This window comes from Sphingopyxis sp., assembly GCF_035944815.1.
In the GTDB taxonomy this organism is placed as follows: Bacteria; Pseudomonadota; Alphaproteobacteria; order Sphingomonadales; family Sphingomonadaceae; genus Sphingopyxis.
In genome coordinates this window covers 276930-298704 of record NZ_DASZAU010000004.1, presented here as the reverse complement: position 1 = coordinate 298704, position 21775 = coordinate 276930, and the positions used below count along the sequence as shown (strand labels likewise).

The following is a 21775-nucleotide window of genomic DNA, read 5'->3' as shown; positions in this document are numbered from 1 at the left end:
TTTCGTCTGGTTCGGCCCAAACCATCCGCGATTTTCCATGCGCTGCAAGCGGAAAGCGAAAGCCACAGCGCCTGCCTTGCCGCGTTCGCCTTTTGTCCCTAGTTTGGCGCCATGCCTCCTGATCCGCTTTCCCTGCCCGCCATCCATGCGAGCCATATCGGTATCTGGATCGCCGATACGTCCGGGCGGGTTCAGCGTGTCGGGCGCGGCGAGGCGATCGCGGCAGTCGCGGCGACCCCGCACCTGCTGCTCAGCGCCACGCTGACGGGCGACCGGCTCGGCTATCCCGAACTCTCGGGGCTCGACCTGCTCGAACTGTTCGCCTTCCTCTATCCCGCGCGCTTCGCGGTCCCGACCCCGGCCGGAATCGCGAGCGCGATCGGCTTGACGCCGCCCCAGGGCGAGGACGAAATCGCGGCCTTCCTGCCCAGGGCGGCGGCGGCGATGCTCGCGAGCCTCGACGATCCCCAATGGCCTGAGCGCGAGGGCGCCTGGCATGGCGTACAGGCCCTGTCGCGCCAGCGCTGGCCCTGGTCGCCGCTCGTCCAGCCCCGCCTGACGGTCCCCGAGGGCAACGAACGCTGGCTGTTCGCGCGCCTGCCCGAATGGGAAGAACAGCCGCCGCGCGGGGCGCCGCGTCAGGTGTCGATCAACCCCGACGATATATCGGCGCGGCTCGACCGCCTGACCGGCGACGGCGCCGAACGCCGTCCGGGGCAGCAGGACTATGCCCGTGCGGCGGCGGCGATCTTCGCACCGCGCGAGCGCAAGGATGCGCCGCACATGCTGGTCGCCGAGGCCGGGACCGGCATCGGCAAGACATTGGGCTACCTCGCCCCCGCGAAACAATGGATCGACCAGTCGGCCGGCAGCATCTGCATCTCGACCTTCACCAAGGCGCTGCAACGCCAGTTGTCGCGCGAGACCGAAAAGCTTTACCCTGACGCCGCGACGCACCGCGAAAAGGTCGTCGTGCGCAAGGGGCGCGAAAATTACCTCTGCCTGCTCAACCTCGAAGATGCGTTGCAGGGCGGCTTTTCGGGCCGCGCCGCGATCCTCGCGCAGCTCGTCGCGCGCTGGGCCGCCTATACGCGCGACGGCGACATGGTCGGCGGCGACCTGCCCGGCTGGCTCCCCGCGCTTTTCCGCCGCAACGGCACCACCGCGCTGACCGACCGGCGCGGCGAGTGCATCTATGCGGGCTGTCCGCATTTCCGCAAATGCTTCATCGAACATTCGGCGCGGGCGGCGACGCAGGCCGATATCGTCATCGCCAACCATGCGCTGACGATGGTGCAGGCTGCGCGTCCGCGCGATGGCGGCGCGCCGGCGACGCGGCTGATCTTCGACGAAGGCCATCATCTGTGGGATGCCGCCGATTCGATGTTCGCCGCGGCGCTGACCGGACAGGAGGCGGTCGAAATCCGCCGCTGGGTGCTGGGCCCCGAAGGCAAGTCGCGCGGGCGGCGGCGCGGGCTCGCCGCGCGCCTCGCCGATGTCGCGAGCTATGACGAAGCCGGCGACCGCGCGATCCAGGCCGCGATCGCCGCCGCCGCCGAACTGCCCGGCGACGGCTGGCTCGGCCGCCTGTCCGAAAATGATCCGTGGGGCGCGATCGAGCGGCTGCTCGTCGCGGTCCGCGCAATGGTCTACGCCCGCAGCGTCGACACACGGACCGCCGACGCGGGCTATGGCCTCGAAACCGAACTCGCCGATCCCGACCCCGAACTCGTTACCGCGGCGGCGAACGCCGGCGACGCGATCGAGGCGCTGCTGCGCCCGCTGATGGCGCTCGGGAAACGGCTCGAAGCGCTGATCGAGGACCCGCCCGACTGGCTCGACGGGCAGGCGCGCGCGCGCGTCGATGGCGCCCGCCACAGCCTCGGCACGCGGATCGACACGCTCGGCGGCTGGCTGTCGCTGCTCGGGCGCGTCGGCGGTCCCGCCGATCCCGATTTCGTCGACTGGCTCGCGATCGACCGTTACGACGGGCGCGAGTTCGATTGCGGGCTGCACCGCCACTGGCTCGACCCCGCGCGGCCGATCGCCGACGTCGTCTACCGCCCCGCGCAGGGCGTACTCGTCACCTCGGCTACGCTACGCGGCGGCGGCCACGGCAACGGCGGCTGGACCGACGCCGATATCCGGACCGGCGCGCGCCATATGGACGGCGGCGCCCAGCATTTCGCGGTGCCGAGTCCGTTCGATTATGCGCGCCAGTCCGAAGTCCTGATCGTCACCGACATCGCGCGGGGCGACCTCCCTGCCCTTGCCGGCGCCTACAGCCGCCTGATCGAGGCGTCGGGCGGCGGCGCGCTCGGGCTGTTCAGCGCGATCCGCCGGCTCCGCATCGTCCACGCGCGCATCGCCGACCGCCTCGCGCGCGCGGGCCTTCCGCTCTACGCGCAGCATGTCGACCCGCTCGACACCGGCACGCTCGTCGATATTTTCCGCGCCGACCCGCACGCCTCGCTGCTCGGCACCGACGCACTCAGGGACGGCGTCGATGTTCCCGGCGAATCGCTGCGGCTCGTCGTGATGGAAGGCGTGCCATGGCCGCGCCCGACGATTCTCCACGCCGCGCGCCGCGCAGCGCAGGGGGGCAGCGCCTATGACGATATGGTCATCCGTGCACGCATCGGGCAGGCGTTCGGCCGCCTGATCCGCCGCGCCGACGATTTCGGGCAGTTCGTCATGCTCTCGCCCAGCTTTCCCTCGCGGCTGCTCGGCGCCTTCCCCGAAGGCACCCCGATCCGCCGCCTGCCGCTCGACGAAGCGGTCAATCATGTCGCCGCGGCGAATGTCCAACAGCGAAAAAGCGCATATCCCGCCTTTTCACCGTCATGAGATTGCGGCACAGAGCATTCGACTGAGGGGATCGAAGGCAGTTCGGGGAGCGGTTTTGAAAACTCTGACCATTTTGCGCCACGCCAAATCGGGTTGGGACGTCCAGGTCGAGCGCGATTTCGACCGGCCGATCAACAAGCGCGGCGCGCGCGGTGCCGAACTGATCGGGCAATGGCTGAAACGGCAGAAACTGCCCGTCGACCGCATCATCGCCTCGCCCGCGGTGCGCGTGACCGAAACGCTCGATATCTTCCAGCCTGCCGCCGATCTGGACACGCTCGAACCGCATTGGGACCGGCGCATCTATCTCGCCTCGGCGGCGACACTGATCGACGTCATCCGCGACACCGGCAAAAATGCCGAGCATCTGCTGATTTCGGGGCATAACCCGGGTCTCGAAGACCTGATCCTGATGCTCGTCCCCGAATCGGACGGTGACGAACTGCGCGACAAGGTAGAGGAAAAGCTGCCGACCTCGGCACTCGCCCGCCTCGAACTCGACATCGCCGACTGGCACGATCTCGACACCGGCATGGCACGCTTTGTCGGCTTCATCCGCCCGCGCGACCTCGACCCGGCGCTCGCGCCGGCGATGGACGACGACTGACCCGCAATATCTAGCGCAGCGCCGCCGCGAGCCGCTGGCGCAGTACGATCAGCGCTTCGACGGGAATGCCCGCCGTAGCGTTCGCCGCGGCGATCCGGTCGGTCGGCTCACGCACCGGCGGCGCAGGTGTCTGGACGGCCGGCGCGGAGGCCCCGGCTTCGGACAGCGCCTTGCGTGCCCCCTCTACGGTGAAACCCTGCACGTGAAGCAGATGGTGGATGCGCTCGGCCAGTGCGACATCTTCGGCGCGGTAATAACGGCGGCGGCCCGAACGCTGGAGCGGCTTCAGCTGCGGAAAGCGTGTTTCCCAATAGCGCAGCACATGCGTCGGAACCCCGATACGCACCGCGAGTTCGCCGATGGCGAGCATGGCGCCGGACGCCTTGCCGCCATCGTCGGACATATCAGGACCCGCCATGGGCAAAGCCCGGCTTATTTACCGGCAACGCGGCCACGCATCGTCTGGCTGGCGCGAAAGGTCATGACCCGGCGCGGCAGGATCGGCACTTCGATGCCGGTCTTGGGATTGCGGCCGATACGCTGCGCCTTGTCGCGCAGGACGAAGGTGCCGAACCCCGAAATCTTCACATTCTGTCCGGTTGCGAGCGCATCGGACATATGATCGAGGATCGATTCGACGATCGTCGCCGATTCGTTGCGCGACAGGCCGATCTGCTGGTTGATCCGCGTCGCGATGTCAGCCCGGGTGAGCGTCCCTGCAGTCATGATGATCCCTTCCCCCTCGTAAAGCACATGAGTGAATCGGTCTCCGACAGCCCCCACCGTCACGAGTCCCGGTCATCTGTGTAACAAAAGCGAATTAATCCGCCAAACTGAAACGGATGGAGCGAGAAGTTGATGCGACGAGTTTCACCCGTCGCTGCCGTGATCAACCCGGCCCCCGGCCTAGACGCGCAGAACTGCCGCGCCCCAGGTAAAGCCGCCGCCCATCGCCTCGAGCACGACGAGATCGCCGCGCTTGATACGTCCGTCGCGGACCGCAAGGTCGAGCGCGAGCGGCACCGACGCGGCCGACGTATTGGCATGCTGGTCGACGGTCAGCACGACGCGTTCGGCGGGCAAGCCCAGCTTTTTGGCGGTGGCGTCAATGATCCGCTTGTTCGCCTGATGCGGCACGACCCAATCGATCTGATCGGCCGACAGGCCGACGTCGGCCATAACTTCGCCGAGCACCGAGGCGAGGTTGGTCACGGCGTGGCGGAAGACTTCGCGCCCCTGCATGCGGACATGGCCGACGGTGCCCGTCGTCGACGGCCCCCCGTCGACATAGAGCATGTCGCAATATTGGCCCTCGGCATGCAGCCGCGTTGCAAGGATACCGCGGTCGTCCGCGACCTCTTCGGCCGACAGCACCACAGCCCCCGCCCCGTCGCCGAAAAGGACGCAGGTCGTGCGATCTTCCCAATCGAGGATACGGCTGAAGGTTTCGCTGCCGATGACGAGCGCATGGCTTGCAGCGCCGGTGCGAAGCATCGAATCGGCGACCGACACGGCATAGAGAAAGCCCGAGCAAACCGCAGCGACGTCGAACGCGATGCAATCGGGCGCGCCGATCAGTGCCTGCACCTTGGTCGCGCTGGCGGGAAACGTATTGTCGGGGGTTGCCGTCGCAACGATGATCAGGCCGATGTCCGACGGCTGGAGTCCCGCCGCTTCCAACGCCTTTTTCGCGGCGTCGGCGCCCAGCGTCGCGGTCGTCTCATCGGGCTCGGCGATATGGCGGAAGCGGATGCCCGTGCGCTCGACGATCCATTCGTCGCTCGTGTCGACGCGCGCCGCCAGTTCGGCATTGGAAACGCGGGTGCGCGGCAGCGCCGAGCCGGTCCCGGCCAGAATCGCGCGGCGCGTCATGCGGCGTCACCGCTGCGGAAATTCGCGAGATCCTCGGTCACCTGACGCGTAATATCCTTTTCGATCAGCTCGGCGCACAGGTGAACGCAGTTCGCGACCCCCTTTGCGTCGGCGCTGCCATGGCTTTTGAGCACCACGCCGTTGAGGCCGAGGAACACCGCGCCATTATGGTTGTTTGGGTCGAGATGGTGCCGCAGCAACTCGGTCGCGGGGCGCGAGATCAGGAAGCCGATCTTCGAGCGCACCGACGAAGTGAAGGCGCGGCGCAGCAGGTCGGTCACGAAACGCGCCGTACCCTCGATCGTCTTCAGTGCGATATTGCCCGAGAAACCGTCGTGGACGATCACGTCGACATTTCCGCGCGACAATTTGTCGCCCTCGATGAAGCCCGTGAACTCCATCGGCAGCCCATGCGCCTCGCGCAGCCGCGCCGCGGCATCGCGGATTTCATCGGTGCCCTTCAGCTCCTCGGTCCCGATGTTGAGCAGCGCGACGCGCGGCTTTTCGAGGCCCATCGCGGTGCGCGCATAGGCTGCGCCCATGACCGCGAACTGGATCAGGTTGTTGGCGTCGCAATCGGTGTTGGCGCCCAGGTCGAGCATGACGACGTCATTGTCGCCGAGCGTCGGCAGCAGCGCCGCGAGCGCCGGCCGGTCGATTCCCGGCATCGTGCGCAGCGCGAGCTTCGCCATCGCCATCAGCGCGCCGGTATTGCCCGCGGACACGGCGCCGCCCGCGTCGCCGCGCTTTACCGCGTCGATCGCAAGCCCCATCGACGTGCTCTTGGCCTTGCGGATCGCCTGGCTGGGCTTGTCCTCGCCCGAAACCACGCCGTCGGTGTGGAGGATATCCGACGCCGCGCGCAGATTCGGGTGATTTTCGAGCGCTGCCTTGATCTGCACCTCGTCGCCGACGAGGAGGAAGCGGAGGCCGTCGTGCTTGTGGCGCGCCATCGCGGCGCCGGCGAGCATCATGCGCACGCCGACGTCACCGCCCATCGCATCGATTGCGATTCGCGGTGTCAGTGCCATTTCGACGCCCTCCGGCTAATGCTTATGCGCCGACCGACACTACTTCACGGCCATTATAGTGGCCGCAGGCGTTGCAAAGGTTGTGCGGGCGCTTCAGCTCGCCACAGTTCGGGCATTCCTGGAAGGCTTCGACCTTCAGGCTGTCGTGGCTGCGACGCATGCCGCGCTTCGAGGGCGAGGTTTTTCGCTTGGGAACGGCCATGATATTTCCTGCATTCTCAAATAGTGTGTCACGAATCGGCTACCCGGATTTGTCATTCCCGTCGCCGGAAATAACTGGCCCGCCCGCCAAGCCGAAGCCTGTTCCTGCCCGAATGGAGCGGGAAAATCTTCCGCCGGAAGGTGCCTCAACGCCAGAAGGTGTCGGGTGCCGGATCGGGCGCGGCTATAGCGTTTTTGCCCGCAAAGGCAACCCCTGACGGGCAAACATTGCCACCTTGCGGGCGCAGCGCGCCAATGCCACACCCTCCCCGCGGCCGGCCCGTGAAATGTTCCGGCCAATATGGGGGAAGCGATATGATAATCTTGCCGATCAGTCTGACCATCGCCGCCGGCGCGGCGCTGCTCAACCTGTGGCTTTCGGTCCGCGTCGGCCGCGTGCGCACCAAGGAAAAGGTCTTCATCGGGGACGGCGGCAACGACCTCTTGACCCGCCGGATGCGCGCGCACAGCAATTTTGTCGAAAATACCGCGTTCGTGCTGATCCTGCTCGCCCTCGTCGAACTCGGCCTCGGCTCGTCGCTCTGGCTGTGGGGCGTCGGCGCGCTCTATCTCGTCGGCCGCATCCTGCACGCGATCGGCATGGACGGGATGATGTGGGGCCGCATGGTCGGCACGATCATCACGATGCTCACGCAGCTCGGCCTCGCGATCGGCGCGCTCGCGATCGTCTATCTGACCCCGACGAACATCACGACGACCGAAATCGAGGAAAGCGTCGCGGTCGCCCCGCGCTGACCCGTAACGAGGGTCCTGACCCTAGCCGCCCAGCGCCATATCGCTCACGAACGGATTCGTTCGCCGTTCGTGGGCGAAATTGCTGTGCGCGCCATGCCCCGGCAGGAAAGTCGTGTCGCCGCCGAGCGGCCACAGCTTCTGCGTGATCGAATCGAGCAATTGCTGGTGATTGCCGCGCGGGAAATCGGTGCGACCGATCGATCCCTGAAAGATCACGTCGCCAACGATCGCGAGCTTTGAGGGCGCGTGATGGAACACGACATGCCCCGGCGTGTGCCCCGGGCAATGGATGACGTCGATCTCGAGATTGCCGACGGTCACCGTGTCGCCATCGACCAGCCAGCGGTCGGGCTCGAAAGATTCGCCGACCATGCCGAAACGCGCGCCATCCTCGGCGAAGGCGTCGATCCAGAAACGGTCGTCCTCATGCGGCCCCTCGATCGGCACGCCCAATTCCTTCGCGAGCATGCCCGCCTGCCCACAATGATCCATATGGCCATGGGTGACGAGGATCTTTTCGACCTCGACCCCGGTCTGACGCACTGCTTCCTTCAGCTTGGGCAGGTCGCCGCCCGGGTCGACAAAGGCCGCCCTGTTGGTCGCGGTGCACCACAGGAGCGTGCAATTCTGCTGGAACGCGGTGACCGGGACGATCGCCGCGCGCATCGGGGGGTTGGGAGCGTTCATGGCGCCGATGTGGGGAAAAGCCGGCGAAATGGCAAGTCGCGCGCAAATGGTAACGACCGGCTGCGGTCGTTATGCCCCCTGCGAAAGCCGGCCCCTCCCCGCCGGCGAGCGACGGGAAGGGGCGCCAGGATCAGAATTTGAAGCCCGCCTCGATCCCGTAAATACGGGGTTCGTTGACGTAGCTGGTCAGGTTGTTGAAATCGATGCCGCCGGTCGGAGATTCATCGCCCGTGATATTGCGCACGAAGCCCGCGATGTCGAAGCGGTCGGTCTTGTAGCCGACGCGAACGCCACCCTCGAGCAGCTTGTCATCCGAAAACTCGACCGAGCGATAGAGGAAGAACTGGATCTTCGAGCGGTAGTACCAGTCGGTGAAGGCGTAGAGCGCGCCATTGCCGACGGGGACTTCATAGCCCGCGGTCCAGTTGACCGTCCATTTCGGCGACTGCGGCAGCTGGTTGCCGTCGATCGAGAAGATGCCCGGGCTGCCGGCGCGCGGCGGGTCGAGCACGGTGCACGGCGTCGCCGAGCCACAGCCCGCGACGAAGGCGTTGGCATCGTCGATCTTTGCGATGTTCCACGCGCCGCCGACCGAGAAGGTCAGGCCCTTGGCAGGTGCCGCCTGCAGCTCGGCTTCGATACCATGGCCTTTGGCATCGACGTTGAGCAGGCTCGCGACGTTCGATGTGCCGCCGACCGCGGTCAGCTGCAGATCCTTGGTGTCGAAGAAATAGCCCGTCAGGTTAAAGCGGACGCGGTTGTCGAGGAAGTTGGTCTTGATGCCCGCTTCATAGGACATCGTCTCTTCCTGATCGGCGGTCGAGATGACGCGCGAGAAGGTCAGGCGGCCCTGCACCGAGGGCGCGCGATAGCCACGCGCGACCCGGGCGTAGAGGGTGAGCGCATCCGATGCCTCATAGGTCGCGCTCGCGTCCCACGTCAGCAGCTTGCCCTTGACCTTGGCGGCCTGCGGCGGAACCGGCGTGTTCGGATTCACGACGAAGATCGGGCGCGTCTCGACCGGACGCGAGGCGACGAAGTCGCGCGTGTCATGGTTGTAGCGCGCACCGGCCTGCAGCTTGAAGCCGTTGTCGAATTCATAATTGACCGAACCGAAGATGCCGTAAGCTTCGCTGTCCTGCCGCTGGATCGCGATCGCCGACGGCGTGGCGTCGGTGGGGCCGCCGAACTCGAAGCTCGAAATATCGAGCTTTTCGTCGAAATAGAAGGCGCCGAACTGATAGCCGAGCCCGCCATTGTTGTTCGACGCGATGCGGAACTCCTGCGTGAACTGGTCGAGGCTCGGGACATTGTCCTGGCTCTGCGCCTGGAACGGGATCAGCCCCGGACCCGACACCGGCAGGAAGACCGCGCCGAAACCGCCATCGATGTCGCCGCGACTGCGGAAATTGCCGTTCCAATAGGAGGTGATCGAGTAAGCGGTCACCGGACCGAAGTCATATTCGAGGTTGAGCCCGACATTATAGGTGTTGAGCTTCTGGAAATTGAGCCCGTCCTGATAGACCTCGTCGCGCTTGAATTCGGTGCCCGCGCCGCCGAGGCCGACGAGTTTGTTGCTGCCCGGAAGCTGCGTATTGGCGCGGAAGATGATCGCCGAGCCGTCATAGATGCGGACCTGCCCAGTCACGCGACCGGTGAAGGGGCCGTTTTCATATTGGAGCTGGAGGCGCGCGGCGATGTCGTCATAGCCGCCGAGGTCGTTCTTTTTCGTCGTGGCGACATTGTCGACCCAATTGTCGCGGTGCTGGAACAACGTCGACAGGCGGACCGAGAAGCCGTTGTCGTCGGCAGCGCCTGCCGCAACTTCGACCTGCGTCGTGCCGTAGCGGCCATAGCTGGCGCGCGCATAGCCGTCGGTCTTGCCGGGCTTGACGGTGTCGAACTTGACGATGCCCGCCGGCGTGTTGCGGCCAAACAGCGTGCCCTGCGGCCCGCGAAGGACTTCGACACGGTCGAGGTCAAAGATCGGGAAACCCTTGAGGATCGGGTTTTCGAGGACGACATCGTCATAGACGAGGCTGACCGGCTGCGAAGCGTTGAGGTCGAAGTCGGTGTTGCCGAGGCCGCGGATATAGAAGCGCGGGAAGGTGCGGCCGAACGAGCTTTCGATGTTCAGGCTGGGGACGCGGCCCGCGAGGACGCGGACGTCCGAGCCGGTCGAGGTGATCGCGTCGAGCGTATTCCCCGAGAGGACCGAAACGGCGACGGGCACATCCTGCAGGCTTTCTTCGCGGCGCTGCGCGGTGACGACGATGTCGCCAAGGCCGCCTTCTTCGGCAGCGGGGGTTTCTTGCGCAGCAGCGGGGGCGACCCAGCTTCCGGCGGCAAGGACGACGCTTATAGCAATAGCGGAAGGAAAATGGCGCATGGCGAGCTTCCTGAAACAGAGTTGACGATGGGAGAGTAGAAAAACCAAGGGCTCTTTGGCTTTCCCGGCGCCCGCAATCAATTGCCGAAGCGCCGGCCGCTGACGTTCATGTCAGCAGTGTTGCGTTTTTGCTTCACTTTTGGGGTGGGGCGTCTGGCCTTTCTGCCTTGGGTCCCGGCGTTCGCCGGAGCTCACGAGAGGACAGCCCCCCACGTTGCCCATAAGAAAAGGGCCGGAGTTTCCCCCGGCCCTTCGCTAAATCGTTGCGGTGCCTATCAGGCGCCGGTCACGTCGGCCGTGTCGACCTTCACGCCCGGGCCCATCGACGACGACAGCGCGATCTTGCGGACGTACTTGCCCTTTGCGCCCGCCGGCTTGGCCTTGACGATCGCGTCGACGAAGGCGTCGAAGTTCTGGCGGAGTTTTTCTTCGCCAAACGACAGCTTGCCGAGGCCGGCGTGGATGATGCCGACCTTTTCGACGCGGAATTCGATCTGACCACCCTTGGCGGCTTTCACGGCTTCGGCGACGTTCGGGGTCACGGTGCCCAGCTTCGGGTTCGGCATCAGGCCCTTCGGACCCAGCGTCTTGCCGAGGCGGCCGACGATGCCCATCATGTCCGGCGTCGCGATGACGCGGCCATAGTCGAGGTTGCCCGCGAGCATGTCTTCCATCAGGTCTTCGGCACCGACCTTGTCGGCGCCGGCGGCCAGCGCCTTTTCGGCATTGTCGCCGCGCGCGAACACGGCAACCTTGACGTCCTTGCCGGTGCCGGCAGGCAGCGTCACGACGCCGCGGACCATCTGGTCGGCGTGGCGCGGATCGACGCCGAGGTTCATCGCGATTTCGAGCGTTTCGTCGAACTTGGCCGAGGCCAGCTCGCGAACGGTCTTCAGCGCTTCGTCGATGGTGTGCAGCTTCAGCGCATCAACCTTGCCCTCGAGGGCCTTCTGCTTCTTGGTCAGCTTTGCCATGGGGTCAGCCCTCCGTCACTTCGAGGCCCATCGAGCGGGCGCTGCCTTCGATGATCTTCGTTGCCTGTTCGAGGTCGTTCGCGTTGAGATCCTTCATCTTGATCTCGGCGATTTCGGTCAGCTTCGAACGCGCGATCTTGCCACCGCTGATCTTGCCGGGTTCCTTCGATCCCGACTTGAGGTTCGCGGCCTTCTTGATGAGGTAGGTCGCGGGCGGGGTCTTGGTGACGAACGAGAAGCTCTTGTCGGCGAAGACGGTGATGATGGTCGGGGTCGGCGTGCCCTTTTCCATGCCGTCGGTCGCGGCGTTGAACGCCTTGCAGAATTCCATGATGTTCACACCGCGCTGACCGAGCGCCGGCCCGAGCGGCGGCGAGGGGTTGGCGGTGCCGGCGGGCACCTGCAGCTTGATGTAGCCGCTGATCTTCTTGGCCATGATGGCCTCCTTTCTTTCTGTCGCCCCGGACGTATCCGGGGCTCAAAATAAGCGGTCGAACAGAAGGGCATCACCCCTTCCTCCCGCGCGGAATCACGCCCGTATCTGACGCGAAGCGGCGCGCATAAGCGCAAACGCCGCCAAAAACAAGCCTTATGCGTCGGGCGCGGGCGGCGTGATGCGCAGCAGCCCTTCCTGCATCGCCGAAGCGATGAGTGTCCCGTCGCGGCGATAGATCAGCCCGCGGTTGATCCCGCGGCTGCCGCCCGTCCAGTCGCTGTCCATCACATAGACGAACCAGTCATCGACGCGAATGTCGTCGTGGAACCACATCGCATGGTCGAGGCTGGTCGAGAAAAGCCCCGGCGTCGACCATGTGAAGCCGTGCGGGAGCAGCGACGAGGACAAAAGCCCCATGTCCGACACATAAGCGAGGAAGGCGCGGTGGAGCAGCGGATCGTCGCCGATCGGCGCCGCGAGCCGGTACCATTGATAATGGGTCGTGCCGCGCTCGGTCGAGGACGGCCTAAAATTGCGCGTCTCGAACGGCCGCAGCCGCGCCATCCGTTCGAGCTGCGCATCGCTGACATTCGGATCGGCTGCCAGGTTTTCGACGAGTTCGGCGCATTCCTCGGGCGGCAGCACGTCGGGCATCGGCGCCTGATGCGCCGCGCCGGGCTCGGGCGCGTGGAACGAGGCGGTGAGGTTGAAGATCACCTTGCCGTCCTGACGCACGACGACGCGGCGGTTCGCGAAGCTGCGCCCGTCGAAATCGCGGTGGACACGGAAATGGAGCGGCTTCGCCTCGTCGCCCCCGCGCAGGAAATAGGCGTGGAGCGAATGTGCCGTCTTGCCGGGCTCGACGGTCCGCGCGGCCGCCATCAGCGCCTGCGCGATCACCTGCCCGCCGAAGATGCGCTGGCGGGTCGGCTTGTCGAACGCCGGGAAGGTGAATTCGTCGGGTTCTTCGGCCGGGGTCAGGTCGAACAGCCGGGTCACCCCGCGCACGACCTTCTCCGGCGAAAAGCTGGCCTGAATCTCGCGCACGCGATCGAGGCGAGCCTGCATCTCTTCGGGAGTGAGGCTCATAGGTTCGATCCGTTGGCTGGGCCGCGCCAGCCAAGGCGCGGCGCGATGTTATTTGAAGCGTTCGACCTGTTCGAAGTCGAGCTCGACCGGGGTGGCGCGACCGAAGATCGACACCGACACCTTGACGCGCGCCTTTTCGAAATCGAGTTCCTCGACCAGCCCGTTGAAGCTGGCGAAGGGACCGTCGAGCACCTTGACCTGATCGCCGATTTCGTAGTCGACGCGGATTTCGGTCTTCGGACGCGCCGCGGCCTCTTCCTTGCTGTTCAGGATACGCGCGGCCTCGGCTTCGCTGATCGCCTGCGGCTTGCCCATCGATCCCAGGAAGCCGGTGACCTTCGGGGTGTTCTTGACGAGGTGATAGACATCGTCGGTCATCGTCAGCTTGGCGAGCACATAGCCGGGGAAGAACTTGCGTTCGGCCTGCACCTTCTTGCCGCGCTTCACCTCGGTGACGGTCTCGACCGGCACTTCGACGGCTTCGACGAAATCGGTCAGGCCCATGCGCTCGGCTTCGGCGAGAACCGAATCGCGAACCTTGTTCTCGAAACCCGAATAGGCGTGAATGATGTACCAGCGCGCCATGTGTATCCGTATCCTGTTCGTAGTGCCGCGGGCGTTAGCGCGCGAGCGACGTCAGCCAGCTGACGATCGCGTTGAAAACCGTGTCGACGCCAAAGAAGAACAGCGAAAGGATCGTCGTCATGATCAGCACCATGATCGTCGTCTGCACCGTTTCGCGGCTGGTGGGCCACACGATCTTGCGGGCTTCGTCCTTCACCTGATTGATGAACTGCCCGGGGCTGGTCTTCGCCATATCGATCGTCCTGTCCTTATAGCGTCTGCAATCCGGGCCAGATGGGTTGCCGTCCCCCACGCGTCAAGCGCGTTTCGGGCAATAGTCCGCCCACCCTTCCCGAGCATGTCGGCGAAGGGCGGAAGGAAAACGGCGCATCTGTCCGAATGAAAGCGGCCTTTACTTGCGCGGCGCGGCGATTGCAAGAGCGGCCGTCCGACCGATTTCGCGCTGCATCAGGAGCAGCAGGCCGACCATCGCGATCCAGCTCGCCGTCGGAAGGAGCGCGAAGAGCAGGTGCAGTTCGCGCGCGGCCGCCTTCCCGTTTTGCGGATCGAAACCGACGAGATCCAGCGCGGCGTAGCTGACCGCGATCGCGGCAGCCACGCCGAACTTCTGCATGAGATTGAGCAGTGCGAAGAGAAAGGCCGAGCGGCCGCGACCGCAACGCTCCGCATCGCGCGGAATCAGGTCGGCGAGCATCGAGTAGGTGAAGAGCAGCCCGACGAAGCCGGTGCCGAGCGTCAGCGAAAAGCCGACCGCCTGCCCGATCCCTTCCGGCTCCTGGAACAGGGTCGTAACGAGCAGGCTGGAGATCAATAGCCCCATCGCCATCATCATCGGCGGCTTGCCATAGCGGCGGGCCAGCAGGGTCCAGACGGGCGAAGCCAGCGCCCCTCCAATGAAGCTGGCGAAGAGCAGCACGGCGCTCTGCCCGTCGAGATCGAGCACCGCCGCGGCGAAGAAGACGAACAGCGAGGTCAGCGAACCGAAGGCGAAGCTGTTGAGGAACTGGACGCCGAGCAGCAGCATCAGCGGCGGGAACGACAGCGACACGCGAATTTCATGCCGCCAGCCGACGCCCGGTTCGGCGACGACCGCGCGCGGCGGGACGCGGCGGATCGCGAACAGCGCGATGGGCACCATCAGCAGGAACAGGCTGGCATAGGCCATGATCCGGCCCTGCAGGCTGATCCCCGGAACCAGCAATTGCGCCGCCGCCGGCGCCGCAAAGGCCAGGATAAGCGCAATCTTAGCGAACCAGTCGCGCATGCCATAAAGAAGCGCACTGTCCGCGGGGGACCGCACGAGCGCCGAACCCCATGACAGCTGCGCAACCTCGTAGAGGCTGTAGCTCGAATAGAAGAGCACCATCATCAGAAAGAGTGCCGCAAACGGAAGCTGGTCGCCGACCGTCACCAGCGCGAACAGCAGCAGCGACAACGGAACCAGCGCCGTGAGCATCCAGCGCCGGTGTGCGCCCTGCCCTGTTCGTACGCGGTCGACCATCGTGCCGATCAACGGATCGACGACCCCGTCCCATATCGTCGTGAGCGAGAAGAGCAGCCCCACCAGCGCAACCGAAATCGCGCCACCTTCCGCTATATAGGGCGGCAGGTAGACGCTGAACGGCAAGCCGAGAATGACCGTCGGCCCCGCCGTCGCCGCGTAGGCGGCCACCGTCCCGGGGCGCAAGGCCGACATATCGTCGGCAGGCGTGGCCGAAGGAAGAGAGGTACTGGCCAAGCTGCGAGGCTCCCAAAACAGGAAGCCCTACGCTTTCAGCTATTTACAATCATGTCAACAGTCACGATCGGCGTGGATGCGCCGCCTCAGCGTATCTTGAAATGCGAAAGGAAAGGCTGGAGCCGCCAGTCGATCTGTTCAGAATCCAGCCATTCGGTCTCGATCCCCATCAGTGTGTTCAACATCGAATCGCCGACGACGATATCGAAAAACAGGCGCGCGGCGGCGTCCGGGCGGTCGATCTCCGCCCTGCCCGTCGCGGCCCATTCCGCAAACAATTCGATCAACTCTTCCAGCGCAGGCACATGAAGGTCGAGATAGATCTGCATGGCGAATTCATGGTCGCGCAAACTTTCGGATATCAGCATGCGCATCAGGCCGACGGCGTGCGGCGATTCCATGAGTTCGCTCTGCCGGTGCGCGTATCGCCTCAGTATCTCGACACCGGACAGTCCCTGCACGGCGTCGTCGTCGAGCGACCGGAGCATGGCCTCGTCGCACCAGCGGGTCGCGATCGCGCGAAGCAGCCCCTGCTTGTTACCGAACAATTCATAGAGCGTCGCGAGCGAGCCCCCCGAACGCTTGACGATCTCGGCGAGGCTGGTGCGTTCATAACCCTGTTCGAGGAACAGCGACTCTGCCGCGTCGAGGATCGCGCTTTGCCGCCGTTCGCGCGGCGACAGCCTATCTATTTGACATAAATCCGATTCCGGCGTGACCAATTGCAGTTCCTCTCGCTTGCTCTTTTCTGTAATTTAAATTACACGGCGCCTCAGCGCAAGCTTTTGCGTATATACAACTCCCGCACAACTGCGATTTTTCAGGGGTCCTTATGAGTCGCTTTCGTCCTCTTGGCAGCGCCGCCGGCGCCGCGCTGGTCCTGTTGCTGGCTTCCTGCTCGTCGGAAGCCCCGCCCGCACCGCCACCGCCCGAGGTCAATATCGTCACGGTCCGCACGCAGGCGGTGCCGAACGTTATCGAACTGCCCGGCCGCGTGCAGGCCTATCGGACGTCGGAAGTGCGCGCGCGCGTCAACGGCATCGTCGAACGCCGCCTGTTCGACGAAGGCAGCTTCGTCCGCGCCGGGACCGCGCTGTTCCGGATCGATCCGCGCGAATTGATCGCCACCGCCAACGGCGCGCGAGCGCAGCTGGCCCGTGCGCAGGCCACTGCCGCCAACGCGCGGCAGGTCGTCGGGCGCTACCAGCCGCTGCTCGCCGACCAGGCGATCGGCAAACAGGAATATGACGCCGCCGTCGCCGCGCAGCGCACGGCCGAGGCCGATGTGCAGGCGGCACAGGCCAATCTGGAAACGGCGCGCCTCAATCTTGGCTATGCGTCGGTCATCGCGCCGATTTCGGGCCGCGCGCGCCGCGCCGAAGTCACCGAAGGTGCGCTGGTCAGCGCCGGCCAGGGCACCTTGCTCACGACGATCGAACAGATCGACCGCGTTTACGTCAATTTCGGCCAGTCGAGTTCGGACCTGCTCGCAACCCGCCGCGATATGGAGACGGGCAAGGTGAGTTCGCCCCAGCTCGAACGTGTCGAGGTCCAGCTGATCCTCGAGGACGGCACTGCCTATCCGATCGCCGGCCATCTCGATTTCTTCGACCTGTCGATCGACGAGGCGACGGGCACCGCGGCGCTGCGCGCCGAATTCCCGAACCCCGGATCGGTGCTGCTGCCCGGCCAGTTCGTCCGCGCCCGCATCTTTGCCGGCAACCGCGCCGACGGCGTGCTGATCCCGCAGCGCGCGGTCAAGCTGGCCGCCGACAACGCAAGCGTCATGGTCCTCGACGCCAAGAATGTCGCGACCCCGCGTCCGGTGAAGCTGGGCACGATGGTCGCCGGCCAATGGGCGATCCTCGACGGTCTGAAGCCCGGCGACCGCGTGATCGTCGACGGGCTGCAAAAGGTGCAGCCGGGGCAGCCGGTACGCGTCGCGCAGCCCAAGGGCACCGCATCGACCCCCGCGGCGAAGCGCTGACCTGACATGACCCCCCGTTTCTTCATCGACCGGCCCATTTTCTCCTGGGTCATCGCCATCGGCATCCTGCTTGCCGGGATCATCGCGCTGCGCGGGCTTCCCGTGGAGCAATATCCGTCGGTCGCACCGCCGTCGCTGACGATCGGCGTCACCTATCCGGGCGCCGACGCCAAGACGCTCGAGCAGAATGTCACGCAGGTCATCGAGCAGGAACTGAACGGGGTCGAGGGTTTCCTCTACATGGCCTCGACCAGCGAATCGAACGGCACCGCGTCGATCAACCTGACCTTCGAGGCCGGGACCGACATCGACAATGCCCAGATGGAGGTGCAGAACCGCCTCCGCCGCGTCGAACAGCGCCTGCCCGAGGACGTCCGTCGCCAGGGGATTTCGGTCACCGAAGCCAATTCGGGCTTCCTGCTGATCGTCGCGATCACCTCGAAGAGCGGCAACACCGACCCGATGGAGGTCAACAATTTCGCGAACACGCGCGTGCTCGACGAGCTCCGGCGCGTGAACGGCGTCGGCAACGTCCAGGCCTTTGCGCCCGAATATGCGATGCGCATCTGGCTCGACCCGCAAAAGCTCGCGTCGCACAATCTGTCGCCGGCCGAGGCGCTGGGCGCGGTTCAGGAACAGAACAGCCAGACCCCGGGCGGCCAGCTCGGCGACCAGCCGATCGCCAAGGGCGCACAGCTCAACGCCGTGATCACGACGCAGGGCCGCTTCACCAAGCCCGAACAGTTCGAAAGCATCATCCTGCGCGCCAACCCCGACGGGTCGGCGGTGACGCTGGGCGACGTCGGGCGCGTCGAACTCGGCGCAGCCAGCTATCTCTTCTCGTCCGAACTCAACGGCAAGCCGATGGCGGGCCTCGCGGTCCAGCTGACGCCCGGCGCCAACGCGCTGGCGACCGCCGAAGGCATCCGTTCGCGGATGGACGAGCTGTCGAAGGGCTTCCCGCCCGACATCACCTGGTCGATCCCCTACGACACCACGCCCTTCATCAGCCTGTCGATCGAAGAGGTGGTGAAGACGCTCGCCGAGGCGATGGTGCTCGTCTTCCTCGTCATGTTCCTGTTCCTCCAGAACTGGCGCGCGACCGTGATCCCGACCGTCGTCGTGCCGATCGCGCTGGCAGGCGCGTGCCTCGGCCTCTGGATGGCGGGTTTCTCGATCAACGTGCTGACGCTGTTCGGCATGGTGCTCGCGATCGGCATCCTCGTCGACGACGCGATCGTCGTGATCGAGAATGTCGAGCGCATCATGAACGAGGAGCATCTGTCGCCCTATGACGCGACGGTGAAGGCGATGGGCCAGATCACCTCGGCGATCATCGGCATCACGCTGGTGCTGATCGCGGTGTTTATCCCGATGGCCTTCTTCCCGGGATCGACGGGCGGCATCTATCGCCAATTCTCGATGACGCTCGCGATCTCGATCGCCTTCTCGGCGCTGCTCGCGCTCACGCTGACGCCCGCGCTCTGCGCGACGCTGCTCAAGCCGCATGACAATAGCGAACGCAAGGGCCGTATCGGCGCTTTCTTCGACCGCTTCTTCGGCCGCTTCAACGACTGGTTCGGCCGCACGACCGATCGTTATCAGGGCAGCGTCGGCAAGATCCTTTCTGCGCCGCTGCGCTGGCTCGGCATCTTCCTCGCGATGGTCGCGGTCACCGCATTGCTCTTTACCCGCCTGCCCGGCTCCTTCCTCCCGCAGGAAGACCAGGGCTATCTGATCACGGTGATCCAGGCGCCGCCCGGCGCCACGACGCAGCGCACCGGCGAAGCGACGAAGCAGGCCAAGGCCTTCTTCGCCGAACAGCCGCAAGTCGCCAACATCGTGCTGGTGAACGGGTTCAGCTTCTTCGGTCAGGGCCAGGCGAACGCGATCATGTTCACGCCGCTCAAACCCTGGGACGAACGCAAGGGCGAAGGCGACAGCGCCGACGCGATCGCAGGCAAGGCGATGGGCACCTTCATGGGCATCAAGGAGGCCTTCGCCTTCTCATTGAGCCCGCCGTCGATCCCCGAGCTCGGCACGTCGAGCGGCTTTACCTTCAAGCTGCAGGATCGCGGCGGCAACAGCCGCGAGGCGCTGGTCGCGGCGCGCAACCAGATGCTCGGCGGCGCGATGCAGAGCAAGCTGCTCGCCAATGTCCGCCCCGAAGGACAGGAAGATGCGCCGGTGCTGAAGGTCGATATCGACCGCATCCAGGCGCGCGCGCTCGGCCTGTCGATCGGCGACGTCAATGCGACGCTCGCGATCAGCTTCGGCAGCGCCTATGCGAACGACTTCACCCGCGAGGGCCGCGTGCTGCGCGTGCTGCTCCAGGCCGATGCCGCGAGCCGGATGACGCCGCAGGACGTGCTCGAACTGCGCGTGCGCAGTGCGAACGGCGACATGGTGCCCTTCGGATCGTTCAGCAAGGCCGAATGGTCGGCGGAAGCACCCCAGCTCCAGCGCTATAACGGCTATCCCGCGATGACGATCTCGGGCGAACCTGCGCCGGGCCAGTCGACCGGCGAGGCGATGGCCGAGATGGAACGGCTCGCGTCGCAGCTGCCTGCAGGCTTCTCCTACGAGTGGACCGGCATTTCCTATGAGGAAAAACAGTCGGCGGGCCAGATCGGCATGCTGCTCGGCCTGTCGCTCGTCGTGGTCTTCCTGCTGCTCGCGGCGCTTTACGAAAGCTGGTCGGTGCCCGTCGCCGTCCTCCTCGTCGTGCCGCTCGGCGTGCTCGGCGCGGTGCTCTTCTCGATGCTACGCGGATTGTCGGCGGATATCTATTTCAACGTCGGCCTGATCACGATCATCGGGCTTGCCGCGAAGAATGCGATCCTAATCGTCGAATTCGCGATCGAACAGGAAGCCGAGGGCAAGTCGACGTTCGACGCGGTGATGGAAGCGGTGAAGCTGCGCCTTCGTCCGATCATAATGACCAGCCTTGCCTTCATCCTCGGCATGGTCCCGCTCGTCATCGCGAGCGGCGCCGGCGCCGCCAGCCGCATCGCGGTCGGTTCGGGCGTGATGGGCGGGATGATCGCAGCAACCTTGCTCGGCATCTTCTTCATCCCGCTTTTCTATCTGTCGGTACGCAAATGGCTCAGCCGCAAGCGGCCCCCTGCCCCTGCCGAGAAAGGTCATCATGAGGAACCCGGCCATGCGTAACCTGATCGCGCTGCTCGCGGCGACGACGCTCGCCGGTTGCGTCAACATGGCGCCGAAGCACGAGCGTCCGCCGCTCTCGACCGCCCCCGCCTATCCGGCCGAATTTGCCGGCGACGTGACGCTGGGGCAGCGGGCGACCGAGGTGTCCTGGCAGGATTTCTTCGCCGACCCGCAGCTCGAGGTGTTGATCGCGCAGGCGATCGAACGCAATCGCGACCTGGCCGTCGCCATTGCGCAGATCGAGGAAGCACGCGGCCTCTACCGGATCCAGGATGCCGACCGGCTGCCGACCGTGGGCGCGAGCGCCGACGCGACGCGGACGCGCGGCCCGTCGCTGACCGGTCCGGGAACCGACACGACCAACCGCTATTCGGTCGGGGTGGGCGTGACGTCGTTCGAGCTCGATTTCTGGGGCCGGGTCAAGAATCTGTCCGAAGCGGCGCGCAGCCAGTATCTCGCGACCGAACAGGCCGAACGCGCCTTTCGCCTCGCGCTCGTCCGCGACGTCGCCTCGACCTATTTCGCCTCGCGCGGCGCCGACGAACAGATCGCGCTCGCCGAAGCGACGGTGACGAGCCGCAAGGAAGGGCTGCGCATCGCGAAGCGCCGCCTCGATGCGGGCGTCACCTCGGCGCTCGACTATCGCCAGTCGGAAACGCTGCTGACGCAGGCCGAGACGCAGCTTGCCAGCCTGAAGCTGGCCAAGGCGCAGGCCGACAATTTCCTCGCCGTGCTGACCGGCGGCCCGGTCGCAGGCCCCCTGCCCGCGCCGCTGCCGCTCGTCGCGCAGGGGCAATCGCCGACGCTGACCGCGGGCCTGCCGTCCGACCTGCTCGTCGCGCGGCCCGACATCCTCGCGGCCGAAGAGCGGCTGCGCGCGGCGCGCGCCAATGTCGGCGCCGCACGCGCCGCCTTCTTCCCGTCGATCTCGCTGACCGGCAACCTTGGCTTCGCCTCGGGCTCGCTCGACAATCTGTTCAGCAACGATGGTTTCGGCTGGAGCTTCGGCCCGTCGATCCGCCTGCCGATTTTCGACTTCGGTCGCAACAAGGGCAATCTGACTGTCGCCGAGGCGCGCGAGAATATCGCAGTGGCAACCTATGAACGCGCCGTGCAAGGCGCCTTCCGCGAAGTCGCCGACGCGCTTGCCGGCCGCCGCTACCTTGCCGAACAGGTCGAGGCGCAGGAACGCGGCACGCTCGCGACGCGGCGCATCGCCGACCTCGCGCGCAAGCGGTACCGCGAGGGCGTTTCGACCTATCTCGAAGTGCTCGATGCCGAACGCAACCTGTTCGCATCCGAACAGACGCTGATCGAATTGCGCCGCGCGCAGGTCGACAATCTGGTGACGCTCTATGTCGCGCTCGGCGGCGGGCTGGTCGAGCGCCGCTGACCGCGGCGCCCG

General features: G+C 65.6%; 20 protein-coding genes. 6 read left to right on the top strand and 14 right to left on the bottom strand.

Annotated elements, in window-relative coordinates; all coding sequences use genetic code 11:
* The first annotated feature begins 111 nt into the window (after positions 1-111).
* Both VGU00_RS06695 and VGU00_RS06690 read left to right on the top strand, forming a co-directional pair.
* Positions 112-2847, top strand: coding sequence for an ATP-dependent DNA helicase (locus VGU00_RS06695; protein ID WP_327466768.1), 2736 nt, complete (start codon positions 112-114; stop codon positions 2845-2847).
* A gap of 55 nt (positions 2848-2902) precedes the next feature.
* The gene (locus VGU00_RS06690) at positions 2903-3454 is read left to right on the top strand and encodes a SixA phosphatase family protein (protein ID WP_327466766.1); all 552 of its coding nucleotides are present in this window, start codon (positions 2903-2905) and stop codon (positions 3452-3454) included.
* A 10-nt stretch (positions 3455-3464) separates the two neighbouring features.
* Here VGU00_RS06690 and VGU00_RS06685 read toward each other — a convergent pair whose 3' ends face one another.
* The 5 genes from VGU00_RS06685 to rpmF all read right to left on the bottom strand — a co-directional run bounded on the left by VGU00_RS06685 (position 3465) and on the right by rpmF (position 6559).
* Complete coding sequence (locus VGU00_RS06685) at positions 3465-3872, bottom strand: MerR family transcriptional regulator (protein WP_327466764.1); 408 nt, start codon at positions 3870-3872, stop codon at positions 3465-3467.
* 14 nt (positions 3873-3886) lie between these two features.
* Positions 3887-4180 carry an integration host factor subunit alpha gene (locus VGU00_RS06680; RefSeq protein WP_058804876.1) on the bottom strand — a complete coding sequence of 98 codons (294 nt, stop codon included), beginning with the start codon at positions 4178-4180 and terminating at the stop codon, positions 3887-3889.
* 180 nt (positions 4181-4360) lie between these two features.
* Positions 4361-5326 (bottom strand): beta-ketoacyl-ACP synthase III, encoded by a 966-nt coding sequence (locus VGU00_RS06675; RefSeq protein WP_327466761.1) that lies wholly within the window; start codon positions 5324-5326, stop codon positions 4361-4363.
* Entirely contained in the window at positions 5323-6357 is a 1035-nt protein-coding gene (gene plsX, locus VGU00_RS06670; protein WP_327466759.1) for a phosphate acyltransferase PlsX, read from the bottom strand. The genes VGU00_RS06675 and plsX overlap by 4 nt, the downstream gene beginning before the upstream one ends.
* Before the next feature lie 22 nt (positions 6358-6379).
* Positions 6380-6559 carry a 50S ribosomal protein L32 gene (gene rpmF / locus VGU00_RS06665; RefSeq protein ID WP_011541714.1) on the bottom strand — a complete coding sequence of 60 codons (180 nt, stop codon included), beginning with the start codon at positions 6557-6559 and terminating at the stop codon, positions 6380-6382.
* Between the two features lie 314 nt (positions 6560-6873).
* Here rpmF and VGU00_RS06660 point away from each other — a divergent pair, with 314 nt between their 5' ends.
* Complete coding sequence (locus VGU00_RS06660) at positions 6874-7314, top strand: MAPEG family protein (protein ID WP_327466757.1); 441 nt, start codon at positions 6874-6876, stop codon at positions 7312-7314.
* 21 nt (positions 7315-7335) lie between these two features.
* Here VGU00_RS06660 and VGU00_RS06655 read toward each other — a convergent pair whose 3' ends face one another.
* The 9 genes from VGU00_RS06655 to VGU00_RS06615 all read right to left on the bottom strand — a co-directional run bounded on the left by VGU00_RS06655 (position 7336) and on the right by VGU00_RS06615 (position 15934).
* Positions 7336-8001 carry an MBL fold metallo-hydrolase gene (locus VGU00_RS06655; RefSeq protein WP_327466755.1) on the bottom strand — a complete coding sequence of 222 codons (666 nt, stop codon included), beginning with the start codon at positions 7999-8001 and terminating at the stop codon, positions 7336-7338.
* 130 nt (positions 8002-8131) lie between these two features.
* Positions 8132-10390, bottom strand: coding sequence for a TonB-dependent receptor (locus tag VGU00_RS06650; protein WP_327466753.1), 2259 nt, complete (start codon positions 10388-10390; stop codon positions 8132-8134).
* A gap of 275 nt (positions 10391-10665) precedes the next feature.
* The gene (rplA, locus tag VGU00_RS06645; RefSeq protein ID WP_327466751.1) at positions 10666-11364 is read right to left on the bottom strand and encodes a 50S ribosomal protein L1; all 699 of its coding nucleotides are present in this window, start codon (positions 11362-11364) and stop codon (positions 10666-10668) included.
* A gap of 4 nt (positions 11365-11368) precedes the next feature.
* Positions 11369-11800, bottom strand: coding sequence for a 50S ribosomal protein L11 (rplK, locus tag VGU00_RS06640; RefSeq protein ID WP_120218097.1), 432 nt, complete (start codon positions 11798-11800; stop codon positions 11369-11371).
* A gap of 153 nt (positions 11801-11953) precedes the next feature.
* Positions 11954-12889, bottom strand: coding sequence for an acyl-CoA thioesterase II (locus VGU00_RS06635; protein WP_327466746.1), 936 nt, complete (start codon positions 12887-12889; stop codon positions 11954-11956).
* A 48-nt stretch (positions 12890-12937) separates the two neighbouring features.
* On the bottom strand, positions 12938-13474 hold the full coding sequence (gene nusG / locus VGU00_RS06630) for a transcription termination/antitermination protein NusG (protein ID WP_058802935.1): 537 nt from the start codon (positions 13472-13474) through the stop codon (positions 12938-12940).
* Positions 13475-13508: 34 nt separating this feature from the next.
* Positions 13509-13706 carry a preprotein translocase subunit SecE gene (gene secE, locus VGU00_RS06625; RefSeq protein ID WP_058802934.1) on the bottom strand — a complete coding sequence of 66 codons (198 nt, stop codon included), beginning with the start codon at positions 13704-13706 and terminating at the stop codon, positions 13509-13511.
* A gap of 159 nt (positions 13707-13865) precedes the next feature.
* A complete protein-coding gene (locus tag VGU00_RS06620; protein ID WP_327466742.1) occupies positions 13866-15212 on the bottom strand; it encodes an MFS transporter in 1347 nt (448 codons plus the stop codon).
* Between the two features lie 86 nt (positions 15213-15298).
* Complete coding sequence (locus VGU00_RS06615; protein WP_327466740.1) at positions 15299-15934, bottom strand: TetR/AcrR family transcriptional regulator; 636 nt, start codon at positions 15932-15934, stop codon at positions 15299-15301.
* A gap of 110 nt (positions 15935-16044) precedes the next feature.
* Here VGU00_RS06615 and VGU00_RS06610 point away from each other — a divergent pair, with 110 nt between their 5' ends.
* From VGU00_RS06610 to VGU00_RS06600, 3 genes are read left to right on the top strand one after another with little or no spacing between them, the layout of a single operon-like run.
* The gene (locus tag VGU00_RS06610; protein WP_327466738.1) at positions 16045-17199 is read left to right on the top strand and encodes an efflux RND transporter periplasmic adaptor subunit; all 1155 of its coding nucleotides are present in this window, start codon (positions 16045-16047) and stop codon (positions 17197-17199) included.
* Between the two features lie 6 nt (positions 17200-17205).
* Complete coding sequence (locus VGU00_RS06605) at positions 17206-20370, top strand: efflux RND transporter permease subunit (RefSeq protein ID WP_327466736.1); 3165 nt, start codon at positions 17206-17208, stop codon at positions 20368-20370.
* The gene (locus VGU00_RS06600) at positions 20363-21763 is read left to right on the top strand and encodes an efflux transporter outer membrane subunit (protein ID WP_327466734.1); all 1401 of its coding nucleotides are present in this window, start codon (positions 20363-20365) and stop codon (positions 21761-21763) included. Before VGU00_RS06605 ends, VGU00_RS06600 begins: the two co-directional genes overlap by 8 nt.
* Positions 21764-21775 lie beyond the last annotated feature (12 nt).